Here is a 22,368-nt window from a genome sequence, read left to right as displayed (position 1 = left end):
TCGGGATGCGACGGGCAAGACCAGCTATTCGAATCCGTTGGAGTTTGTCGTAGGGACGGCGGCGGATGACAAGCCGCAAATCACCTCGGCCAAGGGCTTTCAAAGCAATGAGGAAATCCGCGAAGGTGAAACCACCGTCGAAACCAGCGCGACGTTCGAAGGCAGCGCCGCCAAGGGGCAGAGGGTCGAGGTGTTTGATGGCACGACACCCAAAGGCCAGTCCACTGCCGATCTAGTGACCGGCATCTGGACGCTGACGATTACCGACATGTCCCTGACAGGACACAGTTTCTCGGCCAAAGCCTTGTACGGCTCCGGACAATCGTCGACACCGCGGACCTTCAATGTGACGGCGGTTATTGATCCGACCATTACCCGTGTGAACGAAAACACCGCCACCGGTGCGGCCGTTGCGATCGGAGGATCGACCATCGCGCCCACGTTGGTGATCAGCGGCAAGCTGAGCCTTGGCCAGCAGGGTGAGTTGTGGGATGGCAGCGGTGCGAGTGCGAAGTCGTTGGGCAAGGTGACGGCCAACGCGGCGGGCGACTATTCGATCACCATCACGGTCGCGCAGGGCGCCCATCGGTTCTACATTAAGTCGCTGTATCACCCCGGGACTGTTTATTCCAATGTCTGGACCCTGACGGTGGTGGCCAACGTCAACGCAACCATCACCAAGGTGAACGAAAACACCGCCACCGGTGCGCTCATTCCGAACGGAGGCTTGACCAAGGCGAACACACTCGTGATCAGCGGTCCGGCGGTTGCGGGTCAACCGGTCGAGGTGCGCAATCAGAATACTTTGCTTGCCACGGTCCCGGCGAGTGCTCAAGGTGTGTTCTCGTACACCCACGTGGATGCGACGTTGGGCGCACGCAGTTACACGGTCAAGGGGCAGGGTGGAGCGTCGCCGGTATCGCCTGCGTGGGGATTGAGTGTAGTTAAAAAGGCAGCATTCCTTGAAGTACGTCGAGGTGATCGTAACCCCAACGGTCAGTTGTTAAGTTCAGGTGCCAGCGTCCCGTTACTCAGCATGGTTACTTTCTATTTGAAGGACGTTCCTACTAGTCATACTTTCCATCGGATATGGATTTCATGGTTTCCCGATGGTAGTAATATTTCTGTGATTCGGGGCCCCTTGGGAAGCCCTCCGGCTGGTACTCACGATTATGGTGCGCCGAGCAAAGGCGCCCCTATGTACTATTGGGCCGATACCTCGGACAAAGCGCATGACTTTGACCCGGCTCCAGCATTTGTTTACGGTGGGGAGTTTGTTCTTCGTTGGGTTTAACCTCGGAGGGAAAAGGAGGGAAAAGGGGACGCATTTATTTACCTGCGACAGATTCATGGCCAGGGATCTTACCGATTACCCTCACGGCCCGCAGCGATGCGGGCGGTTTTGTTTTCATCCCCGATACTGCCCCGGCGTAGCCGCCAGATGCTGCTTGAACGCCCGCTGAAAATGCGCCTGGTCAGCAAACCCCGCTTCCAGCGCCACATCCGCAATCAACTGCCCGCGCCGTAAACGCTCGCGGGCAAACTGAATTCGCTGATTGACCAAAAACGCATGGGGCGTCATGCCGAAGTGCTGTTTGAAGGCGCGGATCAGGTAGGACGGTGACAGTTCGGCAGCGGCGCAGATGTCGTCGAGGCTGAGCAGGTCGGTGCAGTGCTGGCGGATGAAGTCGGCGGCGCGCTCGAGTTTGAAATTCGGTTCGCGGATGGATTGTTCGATGGGGTTCAGGCGCAGTTGCAGCTCGCTGAAAAACTCCACGGCGGCGCTCTGTTTGCGCAGCACGTTTTGCTGATCATCGACCAACACGCCGTACAACGCATTCAAATCGCGAAACAGGTGGGCGTCATTCAAATGGGTATCGGCAAACCGCCGAAACTCAAGCTCCGCGCTGAACCCCAGCTGATGCTGCAGATCCGTCAGCCACGGCGTTTCCACATACAACATCAGATACGACCACGGCTGATCATCGATCGGGTTGCACGCGTGCACGTCCCCCGGATTCATCAGCACCACGGTGCCGGCCGCCACTTCGAACGACGATTGCTCATGCACATAGGTGCTGCGCCCGGCGGTGATGGCACCGATGGAAAAGTGCGCGTGGGAGTGCCGTGAATAGCAGACCTCACGCCCATCGGCGATGGCCCGCGCTTCGATGAAGGGCAGGGCGTCGTCGCGCCAGAAGCGCGGGGCTTGTTCGGGGTTCTTGGCGGCAGCGTGTTTCATCGTTGGAGTTCTCGGCAGGCCAGTGCCCGAGTGTATTAGCTCTGGCCGGCGAAGGCTCGCTCCAGTTCGGCGATGTCGAGTTTTTTCATCCCGAACATGGCCTGCATTGCCCGTTGGACTTTGGTCTGGTCGGGGTCGGTCATCATGTGCATGAACGCCACCGGCACGATCTGCCACGAAACGCCGAACTGGTCCTTGAGCCAGCCGCATTGTTGCGCTTGCGCCGGCCCGCCGGCGCTGAGGTTGCCCCAGAAATGGTCGACTTCTTCCTGGTTCTGGCAATTGACCTGAAACGAAATCGCCTCATTGAACTTGAACACCGGCCCGCCATTGAGCCCGGTGAAGGTGTGGCCGTCGAGTTCGAAACTGACAGTCATCACCGAGCCTTCCGGGCGGCCGTGAAATTCCTGGCCGACCTTGCTGTAGTGGGTGAGGGCGGTGATTTTCGAGTGGTCGAAGATCGAGCAGTAGAATTTCGCCGCCGCTTCCGCCTGATCGTCGAACCACAGGCACGGAGTCAGCTTTTGAAAGCGTTGCATGGCAGTCATCCTCGGCAGGTTGGACACGCTGGATTAAAAGCGTAGTCAGTCTGTGGTCAGCTGGCAGCGCCATGGGTCGAGTGGTTGGCTGTCGTTAGGGTGGAATGTAGTCGTATTGACTTTAATCGGTGTCAAAAAGACTCTTCTATGCTTGTGTCAAAAAGACTCGTATTTTCGCAACTAACTGATTTTGCTGGGCTGAAAATCTGGCACGCAAGTTGAGTTGCCTTACGTACAAACTGATCCGCTCAGGAGTACGAAACATGTTCACTTTCTTCGAGAGTCCGCTGAACGTTCTGCACCTGTCGAGCAAAGTGCTCGTCGCCGGTCTGGTCATGTTGCTGGCCGGGATCTACGGCGCTTATCTGTATCAGGGCCACATGCCGATTGCGTTGCTGGTGGGGATGCACGCCATGACCATCGTCGGCCCGACGCTGATCAAGATTGGCTATGTGATGCGCCTGCTGTCGCAGTATCGGTTGGGCCAGTCACCCGCACTGGCGGTGGCCTGAGATGCGCAGACTTGCTGCGGCACCGCTGTTCAGCCTGGGCTTTCGGCCGCTGTTTCTGGCCGGTGCCGGATTCGCCGCGCTGGCGATTCTGATCTGGGGCCTGTGGCTTTACGGCCACTGGTTCGATCTGCAACCGGCGGGCGGCATGCTGGCCTGGCATCGGCATGAAATGCCGTTTGGTTTTGCGGCGGCGATTGTTGCCGGATTCCTGTTGACGGCGGTGCCCAACTGGACCGGGATTCCCGGCGTGCGCGGCGGGGCGTTGATTGCGTTGGTGTCGGTCTGGGTGGTCGGTCGATTGGCGTGGTGGCTGCCGTTGCCGACCGGGCTGATTCTTGCACTGCAATGGGGGTTTCTGCCGCTGCTGGCGGTGATGCTGGCGCGGGATCTGGTCGCCGCGCGCAAACCCGACAATTACCCGATTGTGCTGGTGCTCGCGCTGATGGCGGGTTGTCAGGCGCTGACCTTGATTGGCTTGTTCAACGATGACGCCGGTTTGCAGCGCCAAGGCGTGCTGGGCGCGTTGTGGCTGGTGGCGGCGCTGATGACCGTGATCGGTGGGCGGGTGATTCCGTTCTTTATCCAGCGCGGCTTGAACCGTCCGCCGGCACCGGCCGCCAATCCACTGCCAACCCGCTTGCTGTTGATCGGCAGTCTGCTGACCGCTGTCACTTTTGCGGCAGGCCTCAATGATTCGCCACGGTGGTGGCTGGCGGGGCTGTTCATGCTGACCGGCAGTTTGCAGTTGATGCGGCTGATCCGCTGGCATGATCGCGGGATGTGGCGGATGCCGCTGCTCTGGTCGCTGTACCTGGCTTACGGTTGGATGGTGCTGGCGATTTGGGCCATGGCACTGTGGCATCTGGGCTTGATCGGCCAGCAAAGCCTTGCGACCCATGCATTGGCGGTCGGCGGGGTGGGCGGGTTGATTCTGGCGATGATCGCGCGGGTCAGCCTTGGGCATACCGGCCGGTTGTTGCAGCCCTCGAAAGGCATGGCGCTGGGTTTTGCGCTGGTGCTGTTCGCGGCGGGTTGCCGGGTGTTGCTGGTGCCGTTTTCCAGTCTGGGGCTGGGGCTGTCCGTGGTGCTCTGGTGCGCGGGGTTCACGCTATTTTTGCGGCATTACACCGGGATTCTGCTCAAGCCGAGGCTCTAGCGTTTTACCCGCGACGCTCGGCAATCATCAACAACGATTGCGGCACCGGGCTTTGCGGATGCTGCGGCTCGCGCAGACTGATCAACTGAAGCCCGGCCATGTCCAGCGCATTCAGCCAGCTGGACAAGGTGCGGAAATACCACGGCATCGGCTGCCACTCGCCCTGGAACCCGTCGAAGGTTTCTTCCCGCCAGCCGTCCTGATAATCACCGGCGGCCACCGACCACGGATGCAGCGTCTGGATCACCAGCGCACCGCCGGGCACGAGCAGCGCATTCATCGCCGCGAGCAGCGGGATGATGTCCTGATGCAGCAAGGAAAAATTCGCGCAGATCAGGTCGTAATCACGGCCGATATCAACCTTCGCCTCAACCAGATCCTCATAACTGGCGACATGCGCGGGCGATGAGCCGGCCACTCGCGCGGCCTCGACCAGCGTCGCATCACCGTCTACGCCGACCGCCTCGAATCCTCGCTCGGCCAGCGCCCGCAGCAGCCAGCCTTCGCCGCACCCCAGATCGAGCACACGCTTGGGCTGGCGCCCCATCACCGCCAGCAAAATGGCCTGATCGGTCACCTGCCGGCGGCTCTCGATGGCGCCGCTGCGTACAGCTTCGGTCCAGGCCCGGGCGTTGTGGTGCCAGCTCTGCAGCAGGGTGGATTCAGGCGAGGACATGACGGACTCCGTGATCGCGGGATGCAGGCAAGGATAGGTCAGGTGTAGTCGGCCAGTTGAATCCGGTTGCGACCGCCGCGCTTGGATTCGTAGAGCGCGCTGTCACCCTGTTCGATCAACGCTGCGAGGCTGGCCGGCGGCTGATCGAACACCTTGGCGCCGATGCTCAGGGTGACCGCTTGCGGGGTGGTGTAGGTCTGGGAAGTCATCTGTTGGAACTGCTCACGCAGCGCACTGCCCAGATCCATGATCTGGGCGTGGGACGCATCGCCCAGCAGCATCACGAATTCGTCACCGCCCAGCCGTGCCGCCAGCGCGCCATTGGGCAGCACTGCGCGGATCATTTCGCTGAGGGCGATGAGCAACCGGTCGCCGGCGGTGTGGCCGTACAGGTCGTTGATCAGTTTGAAGTTGTCGATGTCGATCAACAGCAGCGCGCCGGGGCGGGCGCTGGAGACTTCGTCGAGCAGGCGCGGTGCGCGGACTTCCAGGGCGCGGCGGTTGTACAGCGCAGTCAGCGGATCCCGGGCGGCCAGTTCGGCAATCTGCTTTTCCCGGCGGTAGCGCTCGGTGCCGGTCATCGACAGCGCGATCAGCATGATCGCCATCGCGCCTTCAACCAGGGAAATCTGAATGATTTCGCCACGCAGCGACGCCAGATCGATCAACGTGCCGGGAATCACCGCGATGATCGCCTTGATGAAATAGAACGCGCCGTGGATCAGCAGCACATAACGCAGTTGCACCGCGCCGACGCTCAACGATTTGCCGTGCGGGCGCAGCAACAGGCTGGCCCGCAGCATCAACGCGGCCACCAGCAGCGAGTTGGCCATAAGCATGATCTTCGACCACGACGGATCTTCCGGTAGCAGCAGCAACGCCAGCCAGAGCAGGAACATCAAGTACCAGGCCCGCGACAAGCGCTGCTGGGTAAACCGCGCGACCCCCAGCAGAAACAGCCAGTGCGCGACCACCAGCAGGCCATTGGCGAACCAGATGCCGATCAGCGGATAACCATTGGCGCGCAACAGGGCCAGGCTCGAGCCGACGGTGATGGTGGCGAAACCGGCGCTCCAGAACAGCAGGGAGGATTCGCGGATGCTGCGCCATTCGACCGCCAGATACAGGGCGGCCGCCGCGGCCAGGGCGGTGGAAATGGTGAGCATCGTGAGAGGATCGAGCGCCATGAAAGAACGGGTCTGCCTGAGTAGTATTAATGGGCCACGATTGTAAGCGTTCCCCCTTTGGGCTGCTATTTTCACTCACCGGATATTCCATTTTCAGACGAGGTGTCCCATGGATCGATTGACCGGCGGTTGCCTGTGCGGCGAAGTGCGCATCGAGGCGTCAGGGCGCCCCTACAGGGTTGGCGTTTGTCACTGTCTGGATTGCCGCAAACACCAGGGCGCGCTGTTTGCCGCGTCGGCGATCTTTCCCGAGGATGCGGTGACGATCAGCGGCGAAACCCATGACTATGCCGGGCGACATTTCTGCCCGCGCTGTGGCTCGTCGGTGTTCGGCCGCAGTGGCGATGAAGTCGAGGTCAATCTCGGTGCGCTGGATGCACCGGATCAATTCCAGCCCACGTACGAGCTGTGGACGCTGCGTCGCGAGTCGTGGCTACCGGCCTTTCCATTGGCCAGACACTACGTGCGCGATCGCGAGAGAACGGGGCGAACCGAAGAATAGCCGGGGGCAGACAGGGCGCCTGACCCCGGCCACTATCAGCCGCGAATGAACGCCAGCAGATCCGCGTTGATTGTCGGCGCCTCGGTGGTCGGCATCCCGTGGGGGAAGCCCGGGTAGATCTTCAGTGTGCTGTTTTTCAGCAGTTGCGCTGACAGTACACCGGCGTTTTCATAGGGCACGATCTGGTCATCGTCGCCGTGCATCACCAGCACCGGGATCGAGATGCTTTTGAGGTCAGCGGTGAAGTCGGTCTGGGAGAAGGCAACGATCCCGTCATAGTGCGCCTTGGCGCTGCCGATCATGCCTTGGCGCCACCAGTTCGCAATGATCCCTTCCGATGGCTTGGCGCCGGGGCGGTTGTAGCCGTAGAACGGCCCACTGGGCACGTCGCGATAGAACTGCGCACGATTGGCTGCCAGTTGCGCCTGAAGATCGTCGAACACTGATTTGGGCAGGCCGCCGGGACTGCTCTCGGTTTTCACCATCAGCGGTGGCACGGCGCTGATGATCGCGGCTTTCGACACCCGATCCTCGCCATGCCGGGCGATGTAATGAATCACCTCGCCGCCACCGGTGGAGTGGCCGACATGCACGGCTTTCTGCGTCCCCAGATGGTTGACCACCGCCGCCACGTCGTCGGCGTAGTGATCCATGTCGTGGCCGTCCCAGACCTGGCTCGAACGCCCGTGACCCCGTCGATCATGGGCCACGACCCGGAACCCCTGCGCCAGGAAGAACAGCATTTGCGCATCCCAGTCGTCCGCGCTCAGCGGCCAGCCGTGGTGGAAGTGAATGACCGGGGCGTCCTTGGGGCCCCAGTCCTTGTAGAAGATTTCGACGCCGTCTTTCGTTGTGACAAATCCCATGTTCGCGACTCCTGGAAAGTGTGAAAGGGCAGTTCTTACGGTGACAAGCGGTATCAACTGTAGGAGCAAAAACGACACCCTGATCGATGATTTTCCGAACGGTGCCGGATGACCGGTGGTCGCGGCGGCTGGTCGTCGGGTCAAAATGCGCTTAGCTGAAAGGGATAAGCCGAGGCGCGCACCGCCAACGATGGCCGTAGCAGCGCCCTTCAGAACACCGTGAGTCTGAGGAAGTCCCCGATGCTGACCTTGAACATCAATGGCAAGGATCAGGAGCTCGATGTCCCCGCGGACATGCCGTTGCTCTGGGTCCTGCGCGATGTCGCGCACCTGACCGGTACCAAATTCGGCTGCGGCATGGCCCAGTGCGGTGCCTGCACCGTGCACGTCGATGGCGCACCGCTGCGCTCCTGCATCACCCCGGCCACGGCCGTCGCCCATGGCCAGAAAATCCTCACCATCGAAGGCCTGTCCAGCGACGGTTCGCACCCGGTGCAGCAGGCCTGGGCCGAACTGGACGTGGTGCAATGCGGCTACTGCCAGTCCGGGCAGATCATGTCCGCCGCCGCGTTGCTGGCGAAAATCCCCAAACCCACCGACAGCGATATCGATCAGGCGCTCTCCGGCAACATCTGCCGCTGCGGCACGTATCCAAGAATCCGCGCGGCGGTCAAACGCGCCGCCGACATCGGCTGAGCGAGGGGAGGTGAGTGATGAACAGTCCTGTATCCCGTCGCGGATTTCTCAAGGGCAGTGCGGTGTTGGGCGGTGGTCTGGTGGTGGCGTTCGTGGTGCCCGGCGGCAACCGCTTTGCCATGGCGGCCGAGAATGAAGGCAAGGTGTTTGCGCCGAACGCGTTCCTGCGGATTGCAGCGGACAACAGCGTCACCGTGCTGCTCGGCCATTCGGAAATGGGCCAGGGCATCTGGACCGGCCTGACCATGTTGATCGCCGAAGAGCTGGACGCCGACTGGTCGAAGATCCGCGTCGAGCATTCCCCGGCTTCGGCCGCCGATTACGGCATGCCGGCGTTTGGCGGGATGCAGATTACGGGCGGCTCCACTTCAACCTGGATGGAGTTCGACCGCTACCGACTCGCCGGCGCCACGGCGCGGCAGATGCTGATCGAAGCGGCGGCCAAGCGTTTCAACGTGGCACCGTCGACGATTCGCACTGAATCCGGCGTGGTGATTGCCGGAGACAACCGCGCCACCTATGGCGAACTGGCGGACGCCGCCGGGCAACTGCCAGTGCCGGATCCGAAGTCGATTACCTTCAAGGAAGCCAAGGACTGGAAAGTCATCGGCAAACCCACCAAACGCCTCGACACCCCGGAAAAAATCACCGGTCGCGCCAAGTTCGGCATGGACGTGCAGTTCGATGGACTGATGACCGCGATGGTGGCGCGGGCGCCGGCGTTCGGCGCCACGGTGAAATCCTTCGAAGGCGCAGAAGCCCTGGCGATTCCCGGCGTGCACAAAGTGGTGCAGGTGCCGACCGGTGTGGCGGTGGTCGCCGAGCATTACTGGGCGGCGAAACTCGGTCGTGATGCGCTGAAGGTCGATTGGGACCTGGGGCCGAACGCTGATTTGAGCAGTGAAAAGCTGTTGGCGAGTTTCCGCAAACTGGCGGCCACGCCGGGCACCTCGGCGGCGCAGGCCGGCGATGCCAAGGGCAACTTCGGCAAGGCAGCGAAGAAAATCGATGTTGAATACAGCGTGCCGTACCTGGCCCACGCGCCGATGGAGCCGCTCAACTGCACGGTGAAGATCAGCGCCGACAAGTGCGAGATCTGGACCGGCACCCAGTTCCAGACCCTGGATCAGATGGTCGCCGGCAAAATCACCGGGCTCAAACCGGAGCAGGTCGAGATTCACACCGAATTCCTCGGTGGTGGTTTCGGCCGGCGGGCCAACCCGACCTCGGATTTTGTCGCCGAAGCGGTGCAAGTGGCCAAGGCTGCGGCGATGCCGGTGAAAACCGTGTGGTCGCGTGAAGACGATATTCGCGGTGGTTACTACCGCTCGATGTTCCTGCATCAGGCGAAGATCGGCCTCGGCCCCGACGGCTTGCCGCTGGCCTGGCAGCATGTGCTGGTCGGGCAATCGATCATGGCCGGCACCATGCTCGAGAAAACCATGGTCAAGAACGGCGTCGACCAGACCTCGGTCGAGGGCGTTTCGGACAGCCCGTACATCAAGGGCCTGGCCCATCATCAGGTCGATCTGCATTCGCCGACCACCGGGATCAACGTGTTGTGGCTACGCTCGGTGGGCCATAGCCACACCGCGTTTGTCATGGAGTCGCTGATCGATGAAATGGCCACGGCGGCGGGCAAGGATCCGGTGGAGTACCGACGAACGCTGCTCAAGGATCATGCCCGGCATCTCGGCGTGTTGAACCTGGCGGTGGAGAAGGCTAACTGGAAAGCCCCGCTGCCGGACGGCCATGCGCTGGGCGTAGCCGTGCACGAGTCGTTCGGCAGTTACGTGGCGCAGGTGGCCGAGGTGTCCCAGGACAATCTGGCGATCCGCGTGCATCGCGTGGTGTGCGCGGTGGACTGCGGGATTGCGGTCAACCCGCAGAGCATCGCGGCGCAGATGGAGTCGTGCATCACCTTCGGCCTGGGCATGGCGCTGCACAGCAAACTGACCCTCAAGGACGGCCATGTCGTGCAGTCCAACTATCACGACTATCAGGTGTTGCGGCTCAATGAAATGCCGCTGGTCGAGGTGCACATCGTGCCCAGCAGCGAGAAACCCGGCGGCATCGGCGAGGCCGGTGTGCCGCCCACGGCGCCGGCGGTGGCGAACGCAGTGTTCGCCCTGACCGGGCAACGCCTGCGGGAACTGCCGCTGCAACTGTCGGGGGTGTGAGATGAAACGACATCTGTTGTTGGGCACGGTGATTCTGCTTGGACTGGGCGGTTACGCGTCGGATCTGTTCGCTGACGATCAGGAAGCCTTGAAAGCTTTCGGCACGGTGCAGAAAGTCTTCCAGAGCCCGCGCTGCCAGAACTGCCACATTCCCGGCGATTCGCCGTTGCAGTTCGACGCCGGCATCCCCCACGCGATGAACGTGGTACGCGGCATGGACGGCAAGGGCGCCGCCGGTTTGCCCTGCGCCACCTGTCACGCCGAAAGCAATCCGCCGGCCAGTTACGGCCCCCATGCGCCACCGGGGGCGCCGCACTGGAGCCTGCCGCCGGCCGCCCACAAAATGGCCTGGATCGGTCTGCCGCCGGATCGCTTGTGCACGATGATCAAGGACCGCGCCAGCAACGGCGACCGGGATTTCGCCGCGCTGATCAAACACGTCAGCGAAGACAAACTGGTGCTCTGGGGCTGGAATCCCGGGGCAGGGCGCGCGCCGGTGCCGGTGCCGCACGATATCTTCGTGACCCAGTTCAAACTGTGGGCCGATGCGGGCGGGCCGTGTCCGGTGGCCGGCGGATGAGAGGTTGAGTCATCGCTGATTCGGGCTAAGCTCAAAGGCATCGACGACAAAGGAGTGTGTGATGCTGGTACCCGGCAAACCTGCCAATGAAGCTGTCCGAGTTCAAGTGCTGCATGATTTGAAGCTGCTCGACACCGCACCGGAGGAGCGCTTCGACCGGCTGACGCGACTGGCCAAGCGTCTGTTCAACGTGCCGATCGCACTGGTCACGCTGGTGGATAAGGAGCGGCAATGGTTCAAGTCCTGCGTAGGTCTGGACACGACCGAAACGCCACGCTCTGTTTCATTCTGTGCCCATGCGATTCTCAGGGACGAGCTTATGCTGGTACCTGACGCCCGAGAGGACGAGCGTTTCCACGACAACCCTTTGGTTACCGGGGAACCGCACATCCGGTTCTACGCCGGTTATCCGCTGACCGTACCCAGCGGCAACAAGATGGGCACCTTGTGTCTGATCGACACCAAACCCCGCGATCTCGACGAAGAGGAGCGCGCCCTGCTGCGCGATCTGGCGGGCATGGCCGAGCAGGAACTGATGGCCGTGCAGATGGCGAGCATGGACGAGCTGACGCTGCTGTCCAACCGTCGCGGTTTCAAGATGCTCGCCCAGCATGCGCTCGATGCCTGCGCACGCCTGGAAAAACCGGCGACGCTGCTGTTTTTCGACCTCAATGATTTCAAGCAGATCAACGACCTTTATGGGCACGCCGAGGGCGACAGCGCGCTCAAGACCTTCGCCGATGTGCTGCGCATCGCCTTTCGCGAGAGCGATGTGGTGGGACGGCTGGGCGGTGATGAGTTCGTGGCGTTGCTGACCGGCTCAAGCCAAGTCGAAACCACGGCGATCATGGCGCGACTCAAGGAAATCCTCGAAGAACGCAATGCCACGTTGCACCGCGGTTACGCGATTCGCTTCAGCGTCGGCCAGATCGAATACAACCCGCAGCGCCATGACTCCGTGGATAAGTTGCTGGCGGATGCGGATGCAGCGATGTATGCGCACAAGCAGGCGTTGAAGCGTTGTTAGTTCCGGCCTCATCGCGAGCAAGCTCGCTCCCACAGTGATCTTCGGTGTTGCTTATATTTTCGATAAACCGCGAACCCTGTGGGAGCGGGCTTGCCCGCGAAGGCGTCATTCCGGACGTCGCGTATTATCTGGCAAACAACTGCCTGATGTCCTTGAACGCCTTGAACTCCAAGGCGTTCCCACACGGGTCAAACAAGAACATCGTCGCCTGTTCGCCCACCTTGGGATGAACTGAGTCTAGCGCTGTGCTTTTCGATTGGAAGACGATAGTTTTTGCGTCGAGCTCAAATTATTTCGATCAGTCGAGGCGCCCATGCTGCGTGAACTGAAAACCTTTCTGGCGGTGGCACGGCATGGCACGTTTGCGGCGGCCGGTCTGCATGTCGGCCTGACGCAATCGGCGGTCAGCGCGCAGATCGGCAATCTGGAGCAGGCCTTGGGCGTGCGTCTGTTCGATCGCACCGGGCGGCAGGCGATTGATCATCCAGCGATACAACTGCCGCAACTTGCCGCTGCGAATAATGTTCAACAAATGTCTGCAGATCGAAAGCGAAAAGCCCTTCTGATGAAAGTCAACTGTCAGTCCTGACAGTGTCTTTATCTGTTTTCAGGCGCTAGCGTGGGCGCTGTAAAAGACATTCTGCTGGAGTCGGGAAGACTGGTTGTTTTTCTCAGGGCGGAGAATATTGACAATCAGAGGAAAACTCCATGTCAACCCTGGGCAAAACACATCGCAATGCTGGTGATCTGGATCCAATTTTTGCCGAAGATGGAGTCATTAATATCGGACCAGGCAGTTGCGGCTCCGTGGTGGAGACAAAAACTGGACGTATTGTTTATGTTTATGATTCGGCAGGCGGATTGCAGCTGATTCGGGCCTACGGCGATGGTTCTTTCGACCCTTCATTCGTGAATCCACTTTGGCAATTTGGGCCAAAATATTCCGCTTCGCGTCAACTTGCGATTCAAGACGATGACAGTATCGTTGCTATCGGTAGCACTGGCGATGACTTTAACCGGTTAGCTGCAGTCACGAAGTTCAATGAGCACGGCAGTCAGAATCTGGTCTTTGGCACGAAAATCTTTCCCGACATTCCACTTGCCCCTGGGCAAAGAGTGATAACCCATGAAGCAAAGGGTTGTGCCCTCTCCGATGGGCGTGTCCTGTTGGGTCAAAGTCACATTCTGTATGACGGAACAGGAGTTGCCGTTGAGGGGAGTGGAACCATCCGCTGCTATCGCCCTAATGGCGATCTTGACGATACATTCGGTAGAAATGGCGAAGCTGAGATCATATTCGACAACGCACGCTACTCGAGTATCGAGAGCATCAAGCCGAAGCAGCAGGGAGGGTTCATAGTCAGTGGATCGCTCGATAACTCCACCGGCAATCAATCAGAACCCAAAAGTGTTCTGGCTAGTTTTGACGTAAACGGAAAGTTGGACAAAGGGTTTGCAACAGGCGGTCTGTACAAGATTTCTGAGGAATACAGTTTATCTAACAACGTGGGCGTATCGCCTCGCGGAATAACCTTTGCGGCATCCGAACTTTCTGCCGAAGGAATTAGCGTCGCAACTGTACGCTTGCAGAATGATGGAACACCCGATCCCCGTTTCAACAATGGCCAAGTACTGCGGATCGACATGAATGGACGCGTCGTGACTATTCAAAACGTGGTCGTTCCACCAGATGGAAGCATCATTGTGGGGGTGCGTTCCGACCATGTGCTGACCCTTCTGCGTATTCTGGAAAACGGTGAACGCGATGAGGACTTCGGGGATGGAGGCGTTGCCAGGTTGGAGGGGTGGCGCATGAATGACTGCATTGTCCAGAGCATTACAGGGAGAATCATCGCTGCTGCTGACGAGATTGATCCTGCGGGTAAACCGCTGGCGCGGGTGTTGGGTTTCGTGGGATGAAGGGGCCCCCGCGAGCAAAAAAAACCCGCCAGAACTGGCGGGTTTTTTAGCGGCTAGCCGAAGATTACTCTTCGATGTTGCCCATGGCGGTGGTGTTGAAGCCGCCGTCCACGTACATGATTTCACCGCTGATGCCCGACGCCAGGTCGGAGCACAGGAAGGCGCCGGCGTTGCCGACTTCTTCGATGGTGACGTTGCGGCGCAGCGGAGTTTGCGCTTCGTTGGCGGCCAGCATCTTGCGGAAGTTCTTGATGCCGGAAGCTGCCAGGGTGCGGATCGGACCGGCCGATACGCAGTTGACGCGAGTACCGTCCGGGCCCAGGGATCCGGCCAGGTAACGTACGCCGGCTTCCAGCGAAGCCTTGGCCATGCCCATCACGTTGTAGTTCGGCATGGTGCGCTCGGCGCCCAGGTACGACAGGGTCAGCAGGCTGCCGTTGCGGCCTTTCATCATTTCGCGACCAGCTTTGGCCAGAGCCACGAAGCTGTAGGCGCTGATGTCGTGAGCGATGCGGAAGCCTTCACGGGTGGTGGCTTCGGTGAAGTCGCCGTCCAGTTGGTCGCCCGGGGCGAAGCCGACGGAGTGCACGATGCAGTCCAGGCCGTCCCACTTCTTGCTCAGTTCTTCGAAGACCTTGGCGATTTCTTCATCGCTGGCCACGTCGCACGGGAAGCACAGCTCAGGGCTCGAACCCCAGCCCTGTGCGAACTCTTCGACGCGACCTTTCAGTTTGTCGTTCTGATAAGTGAAGGCAAGCTCAGCGCCCTCGCGATGCATGGCGGCAGCGATGCCGGATGCGATGGACAGCTTGCTGGCGACACCGACGATCAGTACGCGCTTACCGGCGAGAAAACCCATGTGTTGCTCCTCTTTCAGGTTATTGCGCAGTGGCTGGTGCCAGGAAAGCGGCCTCCAGCAACTGCTGTGTATACGGATGTTGGGGGGCGGCAAAGATACTTTGCGCGTCTCCCTGTTCGACCACTTGGCCATGCTTGACCACCATCAGCTGGTGGCTCAGCGCTTTGACGACAGCCAGGTCATGGCTGATGAACAAATACGTCAGGTTGTACTTGGCTTGCAGTGAACGCAACAGCTCCACCACTTGCCGCTGCACCGTCCGGTCGAGGGCCGAAGTCGGCTCGTCCAGCAGGATCAGCGCCGGTTTGAGCACCAGGGCCCGGGCGATGGCAATTCGCTGCCGTTGCCCACCGGAAAATTCGTGGGGGTAGCGGTGCCGGGTTTCCGGATCCAGACCTACCTCCTTCAATGCCGCAATAATCGCCGCTTCCTGCTCGGCGGCGGTGCCCATCCTGTGAATCCGCAGACCTTCGCCAACGATGTCATTCACGCACATCCGCGGGCTCAGGCTGCCAAACGGATCCTGAAACACCACCTGCATCTCCCGGCGCAACGGCCGGACTTCGCTCTGCGTCAGGCAGTCTAGCTGCTTGCCCTCAAAACGGATCCCGCCTTGACTGCCGATCAATCGCAGGATCGCCAGGCCGAGGGTGGATTTACCGGAACCGCTTTCCCCCACGATCCCCAGGGTCTGACCCTGAGGCAGGCTGAAATTGATGCCGTCCACTGCCTTGACGTGATCCACCGTGCGCTTGAGCAGGCCTTTCTTGATCGGGAACCAGACTTTCAGATCCTCGACTTCAAGCAGCGGCGCCCCGATTTTATTGCTCGCCGGGCCTCCGCTGGGCTCCGCGCCAAGCAGTTCCCGAGTGTACGGATGCTGCGGCGAACGGAACAGCTCTTCGCACGATGCCTGTTCGACGATGCAACCGCGCTGCATGACACATACACGATGCGCAATTCTTCGCACGAGGTTCAAATCGTGACTGATCAGTAACAGCGCCATGCCCAATCGGGCCTGCAATTCCTTGAGCAAATCGAGGATTTTCAGCTGAACGGTCACGTCCAGCGCAGTGGTCGGTTCGTCGGCGATCAGCAGTTCCGGCTCGTTGGCCAGGGCCATGGCGATCATCACCCGTTGACGCTGGCCGCCGGACAATTCGTGGGGCAGGGCCTTGAGGCGCTTGTGCGGCTCGGGGATGCCGACCATCTCCAGCAACTCCAGCGTGCGCTTGGTCGCGACCTTGCCGGTCAGGCCCTTGTGGATGCCCAGCACCTCGTTGATCTGCTTCTCGATCGAGTGCAGCGGGTTGAGCGAGGTCATCGGCTCCTGAAAGATCATCGCGATCCGGTTGCCGCGAATGTGACGGATGGTCTTTTCGCCCAGCTCCAGCAGGTTCTGCCCGGAATAATTGATGCTGCCGGCCGGATGCCGCGCCAGCGGGTAGGGCAGCAGGCGCAGGATCGAATGCGCCGTCACCGACTTGCCCGAGCCGCTTTCACCCACCAGCGCCAGGGTTTCGCCGCGCTTGATGTCGAAACTCACGCCTTCGACCACCCGTTGCACGCGATCACCGATGCCGAACTCGACGGCCAGGTCTCGGATTTCGATCAGATTGTCCTGATTCATGTCACTTCCTCGGGTCGAAGGCATCGCGAGCGGACTCGCCGATGAACACCAGCAGACTCAACATCAGCGCCAGCACCGCAAACGCACTCATGCCCAGCCACGGCGCTTGCAGGTTGGATTTGCCCTGGGCCACCAGTTCACCCAGCGACGGACTGCCGGCCGGCAAGCCGAAACCGAGGAAGTCCAGGGCGGTGAGGGTGCCGATGGCGCCGGTCAGGATGAACGGCATGAAGGTCATGGTCGAAACCATCGCGTTGGGCAGAATGTGGCGGAACATGATCGCGCCATTCTGCATGCCCAGCGCTCTGGCTGCGCGCACGTATTCGAGGTTGCGCCCGCGCAGGAACTCGGCGCGCACCACGTCCACCAGGCTCATCCACGAGAACAGCAGCATGATCCCCAGCAGCCACCAGAAGTTCGGCTGGACGAAACTGGCGAGGATGATCAGCAGGTACAGCACCGGCAAGCCCGACCAGATCTCCAGGAAACGCTGGCCGGCCAGATCGACCCAGCCGCCATAGAAGCCCTGCAAGGCGCCGGCGATCACGCCGATGATCGAGCTGAGCACGGTCAGGGTCAGGGCGAACAGCACCGACACCCGGAAGCCGTAGATGACCCGCGCCAGCACATCGCGGCCCTGATCGTCGGTGCCCAGCAGGTTGTCCGCCGACGGCGGGGCGGGGGCTGGGACTTTCAGGTCGTAGTTGATGCTCTGGTAGCTGAACGGAATCGGCGCCCACAGCACCCACGCGTCCTTGGCCTTGAGCAGTTCGCGGATGTACGGGCTCTTGTAGTTGGCTTCCAGCGGGAATTCGCCGCCGAAAGTGGTTTCCGGGTAGCGCTTGATCGCCGGGAAATACCAGTTGTTGTCGTAATGCACCACCAGCGGCTTGTCGTTGGCGATCAGCTCGGCACCGAGGCTCAGGCCGAACAGGATCAAAAACAGCCACAACGACCACCAGCCACGCTTGTTGGCCTTGAACAGTTCGAAGCGCCGGCGGTTGAGAGGGGACAGGTTCATCTCAATGCTCCCGGCTGGCAAAGTCGATGCGCGGATCGACCAGGGTGTAGGTGAGGTCGCCGATCAGTTTCACCACCAACCCCAGCAGGGTGAAGATGAACAGGGTGCCGAACACCACCGGGTAATCGCGGTTGATCGCCGCTTCGAAACTCATCAGGCCGAGGCCGTCGAGGGAGAAGATCACTTCCACCAGCAGCGATCCGGTGAAGAAGATGCCGATGAACGCCGACGGGAAACCGGCGATCACCAGCAGCATCGCATTGCGGAACACATGGCCGTAGAGCACGCGGTGGCGCGTCAGGCCCTTGGCCTTGGCGGTGACCACGTACTGCTTGTTGATTTCGTCGAGGAAGCTGTTTTTGGTCAGCAGGGTCATGGTCGCGAAGTTGCCGATCACCAGCGCCGTCACCGGCAGCGCCAGGTGCCAGAAGTAATCGAGAACCTTGCCGCCCAGGCTCAACTCATCGAAGTTGTTCGAGGTCAGTCCGCGTAAAGGAAACCAGTCCAGGTAACTGCCGCCGGCAAACACCACGATCAGCAGAATTGCAAACAGGAACGCCGGAATCGCATAACCGACGATGATCGCCGAACTGGTCCAGACGTCGAAATGGCTGCCGTGCCGCGTGGCCTTGGCGATCCCCAGCGGGATCGACACCAGGTACATGATCAGCGTGCTCCACAGCCCGAGGGAAATCGACACCGGCATCTTCTCCTTGATCAGGTCGATGACCTTGGCGTCGCGGAAGAAGCTGTCGCCGAAATCCAGCCGTGCATAGTTCTTGACCATGATCCACAGACGTTCCGGGGCCGACTTGTCGAACCCGTACATCTTCTCGATTTCCTTGATCAGCGCCGGGTCCAGACCCTGCGCACCGCGATAGGAAGAGCCGGCCACCGACACTTCGGCACCGCCGCCGGCAATGCGGCTGGTGGCGCCTTCGAAGCCTTCGAGCTTGGCGATCATCTGCTCCACCGGCCCGCCGGGCGCGGCCTGGATGATCACGAAGTTGATCAGCAAAATGCCGAACAGGGTCGGGATGATCAGCAGCAGTCGCCGAAAAATGTACGCCAGCATCTGATTACTCCGTGCCCACAGGGTCGGCTTGCAGTTGGGTTTCGACTTCTACCGCCGGTTTCGCATCGGGTTTGACCCACCAGGTGTTAATGCCGATGTCGTACTTGGGGGAGACTTTCGGGTGGCCGATGTGGTTCCAGTACGCCACGCGCCAGGTCTTGATGTGCCAGTTGGGGATCACGTAGTAGCCCCATTGCAGCACACGGTCCAGAGCACGGGCGTGGGCCACCAGGCTCTTGCGCGAATCAGCGTTGATCAGGCTTTCCACCAGGTGATCGACCACCGGGTCCTTGAGGCCCATCGAATTGCGGCTGCTGGGTTTGTCTGCCGCGGCGCTCATCCAGAATTCGCGCTGCTCGTTGCCCGGCGAGTTGGACTGCGGGAAGCTGCCGACCATCATGTCGAAGTCCCGCGAACGCACGCGATTGACGTACTGCGAGACGTCGACACGGCGGATCACCAGGTCGATGCCGAGGTCGCTGAGGTTGCGCTTGAACGGCAACAACACGCGCTCGAATTCGGTCTGCGCCAGGAGGAATTCGATGACCACCGGTTTGCCGGTGGCGTCGACCATTTTGTCGTCGACGATTTTCCAGCCCGCCTCTTGCAGCAACTGATACGCCTCACGCTGTTGTGCGCGGATCATGCCACTGGCGTCGGTTTTCGGATTCTCGAAGGCTTCGCTGAACACCTGCGCCGGCAGCTGGCTGCGGAATGGATCGAGGATTGCTACCTGCTCTGCATCAGGCAGGCCGGTGGCGGCCATTTCCGAGTTTTCGAAGTAACTGCGGGTGCGCGCATAAGCGCCGTTGAACAATTGCTTGTTGGTCCATTCGAAGTCGAACAGCAGGCCGAGGGCCTGGCGTACCCGCACGTCCTGAAACACCGGCCGGCGCAAATTGAAGACGAAGCCCTGCATGCCGGTCGGGTTGCTGTTGGCAATCTGTTCCTTGATCAGCCGCCCTTCAGTCACTGCCGGCACTTTGTAGGCGTTGGCCCAGTTTTTCGCGGCCATCTCCAGCCAGTAATCGAATTGCCCGGCTTTCAACGCTTCCAGCGCGACGGTGTTGTCGCGGTAATAGTCGGTGGTCATCACGTCGAAGTTGTAGAAGCCGCGATTCACCGGCAGGTCCTTGCCCCAGTAATCCTTGACCCGCTCATAACGCACCGAGCGTCCGGCCTTCACTTGGGTGACCTTGTACGGGCCGCTGCCCAAGGGGATTTCCAGGTTGCCCTTGTTGAAATCACGCTCGGCCCACCAGTGCTTCGGCAGCACCGGCAACTGACCGAGGATCAGCGGCAACTCGCGGTTGTTGGTGTGCTTGAACTTGAACAGCACCTTGAGCGGGTCTTCGGCGATCACTTCTTCAACGTCGGCGTAGTAGCCGCGATACATCGGTGAGCCTTCCTTGGTCAGGGTCTGGAAGCTGAATACCACATCGTCAGCGCGTACCGGGTGGCCGTCGTGAAACTTCGCTTCGGGACGCAGGTAAAAGCGTACCCAGCTGTTGTCCGGGGCTTTTTCGATCTTGCTGGCGATCAGGCCGTATTCGGTGAACGGCTCGTCCAGACCCTGTTTGGCCAGGGTGTCGTAGATCAGGCCGATATCGTCCGCCGGCACGCCTTTGCTGATGAACGGATTGAGGCTGTCGAAACCGCCGAAGCCGGCCTGGCGGAAGATTCCGCCCTTGGGCGCGTCGGGGTTCACGTAATCGAAGTGCTTGAAGTCGGCGGGGTATTTCGGTGGCTCGTTGTACAGGGTCACGGCGTGTTGCGGGGCGGCACAGGCCAGCCCGGCGAACAGCAGACCGCTGGCCTGCACGAGCAGGGCGCGGATAGGCTTCATCGATCTTTCTCCGAAGATTTCAGCCACCACGCGCTCAGGCCCAGGGTGTAGGGCGGCGTAGTGACGAAGGCGAACCGGTTGCGGTACGCCAGACGGTGATAATTGAGGTACCAGTTGGGAATGCTGTAGTGCTGCCAGAGCAGCACGCGGTCGAGCGCCTTGCCGGCGGCGACCTGTTCATCGCGGGTTTGCGCGGCGAGCAAGTGTTCAAGCAGATGATCGACCACCGGGTTGGCGATGCCCGCGTAATTCTTGCTGCCCTTGACGTTTACCTGGCTGGAGTGGAAGTACTGCCATTGTTCCAGCCCCGGGCTGAGAGTCTGGTTGAGGGTCATCAGGATCATGTCGAAATCGAACTGGTCCAGACGCTGTTTGTATTGGGCGCGATCCACCGTGCGCAGGCGCGCGTCGACGCCGATGCTGTTGAGGTTCTCGATGTATGGCTGAAGGATCCGCTCCAGATTCGGATTGACCAGCAGCAGCTCGAACCGCAGCGGCTGGCCAGCGGCGTTCTGCAGGCGCTGACCGTTGAGCTTCCAGCCGGCCTCGGCCAGCAATGCCAGGGCCTTGCGCATGGTTTCCCGGGGAATGCCGCGCCCGTCTGTCTGCGGCAGCGTGAACGGCTCGGTGAACAGGCGCGCCGGCAGTTGATCCTTGTACGGTTTGAGCATCAGCCATTCATGACCGACCGGCAGGCCGACGGCGCTGAACTCGCTGTTGGGGTAGTAGCTGGTGGTGCGCTTGTAGGCGTCGCTGAACAGCGCGCGATTGGTCCATTCGAAGTCGAACATCAGGCCCAGCGCTTCGCGCACTTTGATATCGGCAAAGGCCGGGCGCCGGGTGTTCATGAACAGGCCCTGGCTCTGGGTCGGGATCTGGTGCGGGATCTGCGCCTTGATCACGTCGCCGCGACGGATCGCCGGGAAGTTGTAGCCGTTGGCCCAGTTCTTGGCCTGATGCTCAATATAAATGTCGAATTCGCCGGCCTTGAACGCTTCGAAGGCCACATCGCTGTCGCGGTAGAACTCGACTTCCATGCGGTCGACGTTGTACTTGCCGCGATTGACCGGCAGGTCCTTGCCCCAGTAGTCCTTGACCCGCTCGAAAATCAACTGCCGCCCCGGCGTGACCGAGGTGATGCGGTACGGCCCGCTGCCCAGCGGCGGCTCGAAGGTGGTGGCCTTGAAGTCGCGGCCCTTCCAGTAATGCTGGGGCAGCACCGGCAATTCGCCCAGACGCAGGATCAGCAACGGATTGCCGCTGCGCTTGAGCACAAACCGGATGCGCTGCGGGTTGAGGATATCGACCCGCAGCACTTCCTGAAGGGCGGTGCGGTACAGCGGATGACCTTCCTTGAGCAGCAGGCGATAGGAGAACGCCACGTCGTACGCGGTGATCGGCGTACCGTCGTGGAAGCGCGCTTGCGGGCGCAGGTTGAACACCACCCAGCTGCGGTCTTCGCTGTACTCCACCGACTGGGCGATCAAACCGTAACTGGACGCCGGTTCGTCACCGGACGGAGCGTATTGCCCGGTGCCGACCATCAGTGGCTCGTTAAGCTCGTTGATGCCGTACTGCAGGAAATTCGCCGTGGTGACCGGGCTGGTGCCCTTGAACGTGTAGGGGTTGAGCGTATCGAAGGTGCCAAACGCCATCACCCGCAAGGTGCCGCCCTTGGGCGCTTGCGGGTCGACCCAGTCGAAGTGGGTAAATCTGGCCGGGTACTTGAGCGTGCCGAACTGCGCATAACCGTGGCTTTCGGTGATCGTCGCGCTGACGGGGGAGCTCAAGGCCAGGCTGATCAGGAGCAGGAGGAGGGGACGCTTCAAGTCAGATCCGATCCAGGCGGCTTGG

At 60.8% G+C, this 22,368-nt stretch carries 19 protein-coding genes and 3 pseudogenes; 10 read left to right on the top strand and 12 right to left on the bottom strand.

The features are described 5' to 3' along the window. Positions 1 to 1,294 (top strand): annotated as a pseudogene (locus ACTJK7_RS25865) (hypothetical protein); the annotation flags it as partial. A 114-nt stretch (positions 1,295 to 1,408) separates the two neighbouring features. Here ACTJK7_RS25865 and ACTJK7_RS25860 read toward each other — a convergent pair. Together ACTJK7_RS25860 and ACTJK7_RS25855 are read right to left on the bottom strand one after the other, a co-directional pair. After that, positions 1,409 to 2,242, bottom strand: a complete 834-nt coding sequence (locus ACTJK7_RS25860; RefSeq protein ID WP_108561180.1) for a helix-turn-helix transcriptional regulator — start codon at positions 2,240 to 2,242, stop codon at positions 1,409 to 1,411. Between the two features lie 35 nt (positions 2,243 to 2,277). Next, on the bottom strand, positions 2,278 to 2,781 hold the full coding sequence (locus tag ACTJK7_RS25855; RefSeq protein WP_108561183.1) for a VOC family protein: 504 nt from the start codon (positions 2,779 to 2,781) through the stop codon (positions 2,278 to 2,280). Positions 2,782 to 3,044: 263 nt separating this feature from the next. Here ACTJK7_RS25855 and ACTJK7_RS25850 point away from each other — a divergent pair, with 263 nt between their 5' ends. Beyond that, positions 3,045 to 3,293: a transmembrane sensor/regulator PpyR gene (locus ACTJK7_RS25850; RefSeq protein WP_108561186.1), complete on the top strand. Its 249-nt coding sequence runs from the start codon at positions 3,045 to 3,047 to the stop codon at positions 3,291 to 3,293. A gap of 1 nt (position 3,294) precedes the next feature. Next, on the top strand, positions 3,295 to 4,449 hold the full coding sequence (locus tag ACTJK7_RS25845; protein ID WP_440780832.1) for an NnrS family protein: 1,155 nt from the start codon (positions 3,295 to 3,297) through the stop codon (positions 4,447 to 4,449). Positions 4,450 to 4,453: 4 nt separating this feature from the next. Here the strand turns inward: ACTJK7_RS25845 and ACTJK7_RS25840 are convergent, their stop codons facing one another. Beyond that, positions 4,454 to 5,125: a class I SAM-dependent methyltransferase gene (locus tag ACTJK7_RS25840; RefSeq protein ID WP_323151476.1), complete on the bottom strand. Its 672-nt coding sequence runs from the start codon at positions 5,123 to 5,125 to the stop codon at positions 4,454 to 4,456. Positions 5,126 to 5,163: 38 nt separating this feature from the next. After that, positions 5,164 to 6,312, bottom strand: a complete 1,149-nt coding sequence (locus ACTJK7_RS25835; protein ID WP_236197179.1) for a GGDEF domain-containing protein — start codon at positions 6,310 to 6,312, stop codon at positions 5,164 to 5,166. 109 nt (positions 6,313 to 6,421) lie between these two features. Here ACTJK7_RS25835 and ACTJK7_RS25830 point away from each other — a divergent pair, with 109 nt between their 5' ends. After that, on the top strand, positions 6,422 to 6,814 hold the full coding sequence (locus ACTJK7_RS25830; RefSeq protein ID WP_011333604.1) for a GFA family protein: 393 nt from the start codon (positions 6,422 to 6,424) through the stop codon (positions 6,812 to 6,814). Between the two features lie 35 nt (positions 6,815 to 6,849). Here the strand turns inward: ACTJK7_RS25830 and ACTJK7_RS25825 are convergent, their stop codons facing one another. Beyond that, entirely contained in the window at positions 6,850 to 7,680 is an 831-nt protein-coding gene (locus ACTJK7_RS25825; protein WP_323151475.1) for an alpha/beta fold hydrolase, read from the bottom strand. 240 nt (positions 7,681 to 7,920) lie between these two features. Here ACTJK7_RS25825 and ACTJK7_RS25820 point away from each other — a divergent pair, with 240 nt between their 5' ends. The 4 genes from ACTJK7_RS25820 (at position 7,921) to ACTJK7_RS25805 (ending at position 12,163) form a co-directional block, all read left to right on the top strand. Beyond that, positions 7,921 to 8,376 carry a (2Fe-2S)-binding protein gene (locus ACTJK7_RS25820; protein ID WP_007956954.1) on the top strand — a complete coding sequence of 152 codons (456 nt, stop codon included), beginning with the start codon at positions 7,921 to 7,923 and terminating at the stop codon, positions 8,374 to 8,376. A gap of 17 nt (positions 8,377 to 8,393) precedes the next feature. Next, positions 8,394 to 10,556, top strand: coding sequence for a xanthine dehydrogenase family protein molybdopterin-binding subunit (locus tag ACTJK7_RS25815; RefSeq protein ID WP_064382296.1), 2,163 nt, complete (start codon positions 8,394 to 8,396; stop codon positions 10,554 to 10,556). Position 10,557: 1 nt separating this feature from the next. Continuing rightward, positions 10,558 to 11,136, top strand: a complete 579-nt coding sequence (locus ACTJK7_RS25810) for a hypothetical protein (RefSeq protein WP_108561204.1) — start codon at positions 10,558 to 10,560, stop codon at positions 11,134 to 11,136. A gap of 61 nt (positions 11,137 to 11,197) precedes the next feature. Continuing rightward, the gene (locus ACTJK7_RS25805) at positions 11,198 to 12,163 is read left to right on the top strand and encodes a diguanylate cyclase domain-containing protein (protein ID WP_440780835.1); all 966 of its coding nucleotides are present in this window, start codon (positions 11,198 to 11,200) and stop codon (positions 12,161 to 12,163) included. Positions 12,164 to 12,287: 124 nt separating this feature from the next. Here the strand turns inward: ACTJK7_RS25805 and ACTJK7_RS25800 are convergent. Continuing rightward, positions 12,288 to 12,386: pseudogene (locus tag ACTJK7_RS25800) on the bottom strand (VOC family protein); the annotation flags it as partial. 90 nt (positions 12,387 to 12,476) lie between these two features. On the opposite strand from ACTJK7_RS25800, the pseudogene ACTJK7_RS25795 reads away from it, so the two are divergent. After that, a pseudogene (locus ACTJK7_RS25795) lies at positions 12,477 to 12,659 on the top strand (helix-turn-helix domain-containing protein); the annotation flags it as partial. A 212-nt stretch (positions 12,660 to 12,871) separates the two neighbouring features. Continuing rightward, the gene (locus ACTJK7_RS25790) at positions 12,872 to 14,083 is read left to right on the top strand and encodes a hypothetical protein (protein WP_440780836.1); all 1,212 of its coding nucleotides are present in this window, start codon (positions 12,872 to 12,874) and stop codon (positions 14,081 to 14,083) included. A 64-nt stretch (positions 14,084 to 14,147) separates the two neighbouring features. On the opposite strand, the gene fabI is transcribed toward ACTJK7_RS25790, so the two are convergent. The 6 genes from fabI to ACTJK7_RS25760 are packed head-to-tail and all read right to left on the bottom strand — an operon-like array spanning position 14,148 to position 22,343. Then, positions 14,148 to 14,942: an enoyl-ACP reductase FabI gene (gene fabI, locus ACTJK7_RS25785; RefSeq protein WP_003202751.1), complete on the bottom strand. Its 795-nt coding sequence runs from the start codon at positions 14,940 to 14,942 to the stop codon at positions 14,148 to 14,150. A 19-nt stretch (positions 14,943 to 14,961) separates the two neighbouring features. Continuing rightward, positions 14,962 to 16,572, bottom strand: a complete 1,611-nt coding sequence (locus ACTJK7_RS25780) for an ABC transporter ATP-binding protein (protein ID WP_064382291.1) — start codon at positions 16,570 to 16,572, stop codon at positions 14,962 to 14,964. 1 nt (position 16,573) lies between these two features. Further along, on the bottom strand, positions 16,574 to 17,593 hold the full coding sequence (locus tag ACTJK7_RS25775; protein WP_007956945.1) for an ABC transporter permease: 1,020 nt from the start codon (positions 17,591 to 17,593) through the stop codon (positions 16,574 to 16,576). A 1-nt stretch (position 17,594) separates the two neighbouring features. Next, positions 17,595 to 18,668 (bottom strand): microcin C ABC transporter permease YejB, encoded by a 1,074-nt coding sequence (locus ACTJK7_RS25770; protein WP_007956943.1) that lies wholly within the window; start codon positions 18,666 to 18,668, stop codon positions 17,595 to 17,597. A 4-nt stretch (positions 18,669 to 18,672) separates the two neighbouring features. Then, on the bottom strand, positions 18,673 to 20,514 hold the full coding sequence (locus tag ACTJK7_RS25765) for an extracellular solute-binding protein (protein ID WP_440780839.1): 1,842 nt from the start codon (positions 20,512 to 20,514) through the stop codon (positions 18,673 to 18,675). Beyond that, the gene (locus ACTJK7_RS25760; RefSeq protein ID WP_108561222.1) at positions 20,511 to 22,343 is read right to left on the bottom strand and encodes an extracellular solute-binding protein; all 1,833 of its coding nucleotides are present in this window, start codon (positions 22,341 to 22,343) and stop codon (positions 20,511 to 20,513) included. Before ACTJK7_RS25760 ends, ACTJK7_RS25765 begins: the two co-directional genes overlap by 4 nt. Between the last annotated feature and the right edge of the window lie 25 nt (positions 22,344 to 22,368).

The organism is Pseudomonas sp. 22085 (assembly GCF_052045815.1).
Classification (GTDB): Bacteria; Pseudomonadota; Gammaproteobacteria; order Pseudomonadales; family Pseudomonadaceae; genus Aquipseudomonas; species Aquipseudomonas glycinae.
The sequence above is the reverse complement of the archived record's forward strand: the minus strand, read 5'-3'. Positions and strand labels throughout refer to the sequence as shown.

Bases quoted from the DNA above. Each gene is read 5' to 3' on its own strand.
- ACTJK7_RS25860 (WP_108561180.1), bottom strand. From the start codon at position 2,242: ATGAAACACGCTGCCGCCAAGAACCCCGAACAAGCCCCGCGCTTCTGG.
- ACTJK7_RS25855 (WP_108561183.1), bottom strand. From the start codon at position 2,781: ATGCAACGCTTTCAAAAGCTGACTCCGTGCCTGTGGTTCGACGATCAG.
- ACTJK7_RS25850 (WP_108561186.1), top strand. From the start codon at position 3,045: ATGTTCACTTTCTTCGAGAGTCCGCTGAACGTTCTGCACCTGTCGAGC.
- ACTJK7_RS25845 (WP_440780832.1), top strand. From the start codon at position 3,295: ATGCGCAGACTTGCTGCGGCACCGCTGTTCAGCCTGGGCTTTCGGCCG.
- ACTJK7_RS25840 (WP_323151476.1), bottom strand. From the start codon at position 5,125: ATGTCCTCGCCTGAATCCACCCTGCTGCAGAGCTGGCACCACAACGCC.
- ACTJK7_RS25835 (WP_236197179.1), bottom strand. From the start codon at position 6,312: ATGGCGCTCGATCCTCTCACGATGCTCACCATTTCCACCGCCCTGGCC.
- ACTJK7_RS25830 (WP_011333604.1), top strand. From the start codon at position 6,422: ATGGATCGATTGACCGGCGGTTGCCTGTGCGGCGAAGTGCGCATCGAG.
- ACTJK7_RS25825 (WP_323151475.1), bottom strand. From the start codon at position 7,680: ATGGGATTTGTCACAACGAAAGACGGCGTCGAAATCTTCTACAAGGAC.
- ACTJK7_RS25820 (WP_007956954.1), top strand. From the start codon at position 7,921: ATGCTGACCTTGAACATCAATGGCAAGGATCAGGAGCTCGATGTCCCC.
- ACTJK7_RS25815 (WP_064382296.1), top strand. From the start codon at position 8,394: ATGAACAGTCCTGTATCCCGTCGCGGATTTCTCAAGGGCAGTGCGGTG.
- ACTJK7_RS25810 (WP_108561204.1), top strand. From the start codon at position 10,558: ATGAAACGACATCTGTTGTTGGGCACGGTGATTCTGCTTGGACTGGGC.
- ACTJK7_RS25805 (WP_440780835.1), top strand. From the start codon at position 11,198: ATGCTGGTACCCGGCAAACCTGCCAATGAAGCTGTCCGAGTTCAAGTG.
- ACTJK7_RS25790 (WP_440780836.1), top strand. From the start codon at position 12,872: ATGTCAACCCTGGGCAAAACACATCGCAATGCTGGTGATCTGGATCCA.
- fabI (WP_003202751.1), bottom strand. From the start codon at position 14,942: ATGGGTTTTCTCGCCGGTAAGCGCGTACTGATCGTCGGTGTCGCCAGC.
- ACTJK7_RS25780 (WP_064382291.1), bottom strand. From the start codon at position 16,572: ATGAATCAGGACAATCTGATCGAAATCCGAGACCTGGCCGTCGAGTTC.
- ACTJK7_RS25775 (WP_007956945.1), bottom strand. From the start codon at position 17,593: ATGAACCTGTCCCCTCTCAACCGCCGGCGCTTCGAACTGTTCAAGGCC.
- ACTJK7_RS25770 (WP_007956943.1), bottom strand. From the start codon at position 18,668: ATGCTGGCGTACATTTTTCGGCGACTGCTGCTGATCATCCCGACCCTG.
- ACTJK7_RS25765 (WP_440780839.1), bottom strand. From the start codon at position 20,514: ATGAAGCCTATCCGCGCCCTGCTCGTGCAGGCCAGCGGTCTGCTGTTC.